Source organism: Actinomycetota bacterium (assembly GCA_035759705.1).
Taxonomy (GTDB): domain Bacteria; phylum Actinomycetota; class CADDZG01; order JAHWKV01; family JAHWKV01; genus JAJCYE01.
Genome location: DASTUJ010000022.1, coordinates 1 through 5019, shown reverse-complemented (window position 1 = coordinate 5019; position 5019 = coordinate 1). Strand labels below are relative to the sequence as shown.

At 67.1% G+C, this 5019-nt stretch carries 6 protein-coding genes; 2 read left to right on the top strand and 4 right to left on the bottom strand.

From position 1 onward, the window contains the following. Positions 1-780: ABC transporter permease subunit (locus tag VFV09_01480; protein HEU4866374.1), on the top strand; the 780-nt coding region annotated here is incomplete at its 5' end. A gap of 88 nt (positions 781-868) precedes the next feature. Further along, on the top strand, positions 869-1297 hold the full coding sequence (locus VFV09_01475) for a VOC family protein (GenBank protein HEU4866373.1): 429 nt from the start codon (positions 869-871) through the stop codon (positions 1295-1297). Between the two features lie 607 nt (positions 1298-1904). Here the strand turns inward: VFV09_01475 and VFV09_01470 are convergent. From VFV09_01470 to VFV09_01455, 4 genes are all read right to left on the bottom strand, one after another. Next, entirely contained in the window at positions 1905-2840 is a 936-nt protein-coding gene (locus VFV09_01470) for a hypothetical protein (GenBank protein ID HEU4866372.1), read from the bottom strand. Between the two features lies 1 nt (position 2841). Then, positions 2842-4131, bottom strand: coding sequence for a hypothetical protein (locus tag VFV09_01465; GenBank protein ID HEU4866371.1), 1290 nt, complete (start codon positions 4129-4131; stop codon positions 2842-2844). Next, positions 4131-4304 (bottom strand): hypothetical protein, encoded by a 174-nt coding sequence (locus VFV09_01460; protein ID HEU4866370.1) that lies wholly within the window; start codon positions 4302-4304, stop codon positions 4131-4133. Before VFV09_01460 ends, VFV09_01465 begins: the two co-directional genes overlap by 1 nt. A 216-nt stretch (positions 4305-4520) precedes the next feature. After that, entirely contained in the window at positions 4521-4889 is a 369-nt protein-coding gene (locus VFV09_01455) for a hypothetical protein (protein ID HEU4866369.1), read from the bottom strand. Positions 4890-5019: the final 130 nt, after the last annotated feature.

Genomic DNA, 5019 nt, shown 5'->3' with positions numbered 1-5019 from the left:
CCACGACGCCCCGGACAGTCCACCGACAGGCGCCGAACCGGCTCCTTCCCGCCACTGCGGGGGCTCACCCCGCTCGCCGTCCTACTCGGCGTCTGGCAGGTCCTCGGCAACGCCTCGTCGCCCTACTTCCCTCCGCCGTCGACCTGGGTGCGCGGACTGCGAACGTTGTGGGAGAACGGCACGCTGCGGCCCGCCGCGGGCCAAACCCTGGTGACGTTCGCGCTGGCCCTGGTGGCCGCAACACTGCTGGGCTCGGTCCTGGGCATCCTGGTCGGGGCGTTCCGAAAGGTCGACCGCGGCCTCGGGCCCACCCTCGAGTTCGCGCGGGCCATGCCTCCGTCGGCCATGGTGCCCATCGCCGCGCTGCTCATCGGTTACGGCGAGACGATGAAGGTGGCGGTGGTCACCTTCGCCGCCATCTGGCCCGTCCTCCTCAATGCCAGGGCCGGGGTTCGGGCCCTGGACCCAGTCCTTCTGGACACGGCGCGGTCGCTTCACCTGAAGTGGTTCGACACCTCCCGCAAGTGCCTCGTCCCGGCGCTCATCCCGGCGATTCTCCTCGGAGTCCGGGTGGCAGCACCGGTGTCGCTGGTCATCACCCTCCTCGTCGAGATCCTGACGCGTGTGGGGGGCCTGGGGGGGCTCATCGCCGTCAGCCAACGGAATTACCTCCCGGCTCAGGTGTACGGCCTCATCCTCGTGGCCGGCCTGTTCAGCTTCCTGGTGAACGGATTGGTGGCGGTCCTCGAGGCCTCCATCTTCCGGCACCGCCCCCGGTAGGCGCCGCGCAACGTACGCGCAACGCGGCGTCGTACAAAGGGTCCATAAGAAAACAACCTTCGAGCGATCGAGGAGAAGAGAGACAGAGATGACCGATGTAATCGGATACCACCACCTCAGCCTGAGCGTGTCGGATCTCGAGACGAGCGTCGACTGGTACCAGCAGGTGCTGGGCCTGGACGTTGCCGCCGAGATCGACGGTGAGGGCTTTCGTCGGACCCGCCTGCGGGCGCCGCGGAGCGGTGTGACGCTCACCCTGACCCGTCACGATCAGCAGTCAGGGGAGACGTTCAGCGAGCGCCGTCCGGGGATGGACCACGTGGCCCTGCAGGTCTCCAGCGCCGACGAGGTCAATGCGCTCAAGGACCGGTTCGAGCAGCTCGGCGTGAACCACTCCCAGGTCAAGGCATCGAACGGCACCGCGATGATCACCTTGCGCGATCCCGACAACATCCAGATTGAGGTGTTCGGCGGAGCGCTGGACCCGAACATCGCCGGCGGCCGAGCCGGCGCCTGACCGCGGTCGCGCCCGGTCCCCCCGGCGGGACGCCGAAAACGACGGGGCCACCAACGAGGGTGGCCCTGTCGTTCAATTCTCTGAGCCCCGTCACTGAGAAGTAAGGCGGAGGATGTGCACCCGGTTGTTCCCCGACGACTACTTCGCCGTCCTTTACACGACCTCGGTCCGGGGCCGGCCCACGGTGCCCGCCCGGACGCTGGCGACGGGTGATCCTGGAATGGCGGCTCCCGGACGAACGCAAAGCGGTACATCCAGTGCAGGTCCCATGGCGTTCATCCCCGGCCTCCCGTGAGACCTATCAGTACGGCCCCGGGTGTGGTAGCTGGCGCCACAACTGACAGTCTGGTGAAGTCCTCCCCTCGGTACGCCTCCAGTAGGCAGGGAAAGGGCATGCGCACCTCGTCTGCGGGCGAATCCATTCCCTGTACGCCCGGTCCGCGTGAGCGCAAATCTCCTGAAGCGAGCCCTGGACGCGCCAGTGGCGGGTGACCGACGGCGTGTCAGTGGCGGTCTTGGCGCTGGAGCTCAGGCGAGCTCCAGATCGCGGTGTGAACGGGTCCAGCGCGCTGAGTTCGTAGTCGAAGGCCTCCTTGACTGAGGCGCTCTATTCGGAGATGCCGTTCTCGTCCCGAGGCGGCGGGACTCCCGTGAACGTGACGAAGTACGTGAACGTGCCTTGGCTGGTCGTCACGCTCCCACCGCACGTGATATCGCCCTGCTTCGCTCCGAAGTCCGTAGCGAACGTGCCGCCGGGGAAGTCGCCCTCGAACCGCGTCACTCGGAGGTGGGCCCCATCGTCGCGATAGGCGGAGTTGCCGGTGTCCGCCGGGATGAAGACGGATTCGCCAGCCAGCGTCCCGCTCGTGCACGGGGCCAGAAAGTTGTTCTTCGACCGCCCGCCGGGGGCGGCGGTGGCGGCCGAGGGCAGAGCCACCATTGCCGACGCAGCGACTGCCATCGCTACGGTCAACCGTGTGGTCATGACCTGCATACTGGTGCCCCGGTCGCCGTCCCGGATGAGTCGTTGCGGAGGTGCACTCTTGGCCTGAAGTCGCCGCGACATGAAGGCCAGGCACCTTGCGATCAACCCGCCACGGGAGAGCACCAGGGCGCTGATCAGAGTGCAGGTGGCCACCAGGGTGCAGACCACGACGCCGGCGAGCAGTGCCCACGACCCGCTCGGGGGTTCGCCGGTGAGCTCGGCGCCGAGACGCCTCCACACGCCGGACGAGCCGACGCCGGTGAGGGCGGACGCCGCTGCAATGGCGACCGTGCACACCGTCACCAGGCCCAGTGCTCGCACTGCGTAGCGGTGAAGGTGATGGACTGCCTCGCTTGAGTCGTCGGACACCCCCGTGCGGTGGCTGACCCAGGCCGGGAAGAAGGCGCTGGACACGAAGACTGCGAAGCTGGCGACGGGGAGGGACACCAGGTCGAGAAGGTACCCACCGACCACGGCGGCCAGAGGCATCTGGAGGAACAGCAGGAGCACGCCGTTGCGGGGGCGCGGTCGTGCCGGAGAGTACGAGGGGGTGGTCACGTCATCCTCCGATCGATCGGGCGAGCATTGTCTCGGCACGGCCGCGGAGCTGATAAGGCGACGTCGTCCGCTCGCCGGCGAGCGTCATGGTCGCGGCGTACTCGAAGGTGAGCAGCGTGGCGGGATCGATGCCGGCGGCCGCGTCGGCCGAACCGGTGCAGCTCACGACGATGGGGGTGTGGTTGATGCGTTCCAAGGCCGGAAAGTACTTCTCCGGATCACGGACCTTGGCCAGCCCGGGAAGTGAGCGGGCCGCTCCGGAGCACACTGCAACCTGCCTGCCGGCCTGGACCAGCGAGCCCGAGACGGACACATCCTCGGCGCCGATGGCCTTGTGGGCGTGGGAGTACGTGACGTACTCGCGGGGCCCGAACCGCAGGTCGAGCGAGTAGCGGGCCTGGTCGCCGGCGACGGCCACGGTGGCATTTGACCCCGCCTGCAGGGAGACGGCATCAAAGGCGGCGCGCTCCAGCCGGGCCTGGGTCCCGAACTGCCACAGACCAGCCTGAGCGAAGGCGAAGGCGTACGGAGCGACCCAGACGGCCACGAGGCCGGCGACGGTCAGGGTTCGGGCCCGAGCCCGAAGCGTGGGCCACACCCTGGTGAACAGCACGGGCGCGGCCACCGCCGTCAGACCCATCCAGAAGTGGGCCCAGTAGTTGGTGAACTGGAATGGAAATCCCGGCTTCGAGCCCCGCAGCAGGAGCACCGGGAAGACGAACGCGTACAGCGAAGAGATGAAGACGAAGTAGTAGAGCAGGGCGTTGAGCAAGTTGTGGCGCTTGAAGAGCACGTAGAAGCCCATCGACAGGCCGAAGCCCTGCAGCGAGTAGCACGCGGCCCCGGCGATGAGCGACGGCCAGAAGCCGACCGGGTTTCCAGTCGAGCCGAAACCGAACGTCTGCCAGGGTGCCCAGTAGACGGCGTCGAACACGTAGAACATCGGGATGCGGACCACGCTGAACACGACGTAGGGAAAGAGGGCGTAGAGCGCGTACCGGTGGAGCCGGAACGCCGGCTCCGTCGGATCGGTCGACACGCTCCGGCGCCAGGCCACCCACGCCGGGGTGGCCAGGAAGGCCAACATAATGGCCAGGTAGCCGACCCTCGTGGGCACGAGCCGCAGGAGCCCGAGGAACAAGGCGCCGACGGGGCTGAGGAGGAGCACGAACAACACCCCTCTCTCCCGAGCCCATCGCACCAACGCAGTCCGGAGTGACCACACCGGCTCGTCGGGCAGCTCGACCCCGGCTAGCGCGGGAGTGATCACCGGCAGTATCTGGAGGGTCATCACTTCTGCCCAGCCGCACGCTGCCGCGTTGCCTTGGTGCCACGACGGGCAACGGTCGCGACAACGATCACCACCATCGCCCCGACGATGTACGTGAGGGAGTTCGCCGTGTGACCCGGCGAGAACAGCCGAGGCCCGACCACCGTGATGAAGAACGCCGTAGAAAGACTCACGTGCGTCCAATAGTCATTCGATTCCATGCACCCTCCTCCATGTTGTCGGGACGTGTCAGACGACGGGCCGTCACTGGCTCACCCGCTGTCGTGACATTCCTCTCTGACTGCAGTGGCGTTCAGTGACGGGACCCGCCGTTCACTCCCGACTGAACAACTCGTCGACAGAGCCGTGCCGCCGAGTCGTCCATTCCAGACGTCCTTCAGGAAGTGGCTTCACAGGGCTTCCGATCGGAAGTCCAGGATCTGCTCCGGAGGAGTGAAGCCTTCCTCGAGGGCCACGCCGTGCACTTGCCGCACGTGGTCCCGGAACCACCGGTCGAATGGGTCCTCCGAGGTGGCGATCGCCTTGAACGCGCCGGCGAGGTCGTCGGCTTCGGTATACACCACGACGAAATCGCCGTTGGGCGTCGCCTGAATCCAGACCGCCTCCCGGGTGATCCCGGCCCGCCGGCGAGCATCCTCGTAGGCCGCCTTGCGCTCACCGTGCCAGCACGAGGTCATCGCCGACCGATCCACCTCCGTCATCCCCGGACGCAGGGGGAGTACGAAACCCAACGACTGCATGTCTCCGTCCTTTCGCATTCGACCGTCTACCTGCAGTCTCCGGGTCGATGTCGCCTGAGACATCACTCGTTCGAGTGAACCCTTCAGGACGACAGGTGCGTCGAGCGAGCGACCGTAACGGCCAGGCCGGCCCGGTTCGACACGTCCA

Coding starts and splice junctions, on each gene's coding strand:
- VFV09_01455 (HEU4866369.1), bottom strand. CDS start 4,889: ATGCGAAAGGACGGAGACATGCAGTCGTTGGGTTTCGTACTCCCCCTG.
- VFV09_01465 (HEU4866371.1), bottom strand. CDS start 4,131: ATGACCCTCCAGATACTGCCGGTGATCACTCCCGCGCTAGCCGGGGTC.
- VFV09_01475 (HEU4866373.1), top strand. CDS start 869: ATGACCGATGTAATCGGATACCACCACCTCAGCCTGAGCGTGTCGGAT.